Source organism: Neobacillus sp. MER 74 (genome assembly GCF_023714155.1).
This window is the reverse complement of record NZ_JAMAUV010000066.1, coordinates 1-845: the sequence shown is the minus strand read 5'-3', so window position 1 is coordinate 845 and position 845 is coordinate 1. Positions and strand designations below refer to the sequence as shown.

Annotated in this window: 5 tRNA genes and 1 rRNA gene; all 6 read left to right on the top strand. The window is 47.8% G+C overall.

From position 1 onward, the window contains the following. The first annotated feature begins 137 nt into the window (after positions 1–137). Positions 138–209 (top strand) — tRNA-Gly (locus M3610_RS27455). A 10-nt stretch (positions 210–219) separates the two neighbouring features. Continuing rightward, positions 220–308 (top strand) — tRNA-Leu (locus M3610_RS27450). Between the two features lie 24 nt (positions 309–332). After that, positions 333–406, top strand: a tRNA-Arg gene (locus M3610_RS27445). Positions 407–411: 5 nt separating this feature from the next. Next, a tRNA-Pro gene (locus M3610_RS27440) sits at positions 412–488 on the top strand. Positions 489–504: 16 nt separating this feature from the next. After that, a tRNA-Ala gene (locus tag M3610_RS27435) sits at positions 505–580 on the top strand. A 174-nt stretch (positions 581–754) separates the two neighbouring features. Continuing rightward, positions 755–845, top strand: a 16S ribosomal RNA gene (locus tag M3610_RS27430); the annotation flags it as partial.

The window sequence follows — 845 nt, the reverse complement described above, 5'->3', positions numbered from 1 at the left end:
GGAATTGGCAGACGCACCAGACTTAGGATCTGGCGCCGCAAGGCGTGGGGGTTCGACTCCCTTCACCCGCACCAAGTTTTTTTACGAAGTAAAATAAACAAAGTTGTTTGCAATAGCAAAATAACTTACCATGATATGCGGAAGTAGTTCAGTGGTAGAACACCACCTTGCCAAGGTGGGGGTCGCGGGTTCGAATCCCGTCTTCCGCTCTCTATTTTTGCCGGGGTGGCGGAACTGGCAGACGCACAGGACTTAAAATCCTGCGGTAGGTGACTACCGTACCGGTTCGATTCCGGTCCTCGGCACCACTTTAAGGTTAATTAAATTCATATGCGCCCTTAGCTCAGCTGGATAGAGTGTTTGACTACGAATCAAAAGGTCGGGAGTTCGAATCTCTCAGGGCGCACTTAACGGGAAGTAGCTCAGCTTGGTAGAGCACTTGGTTTGGGACCAAGGGGTCGCAGGTTCGAATCCTGTCTTCCCGACCATTTCTAATAATTATATGGGGTCTTAGCTCAGCTGGGAGAGCGCCTGCTTTGCACGCAGGAGGTCAGGGGTTCGATCCCCCTAGACTCCACCAAAAAATATTTAATTATGATATTGACACAGCATCAAAGCTCTGTTAATATAGAAAAGTCGCACAAGCGACAAAGACATTGTTCTTTGAAAACTAAACAAACAAGACGTGAAACAAACAATAAATTTTAGTTTCAGAAATGAAGCTAAGCCAACGTAACAAATGAGCTAATCAACTTTCTTGGAGAGTTTGATCCTGGCTCAGGACGAACGCTGGCGGCGTGCCTAATACATGCAAGTCGAGCGGGACTCTTCGGAGTCTAGCGGCG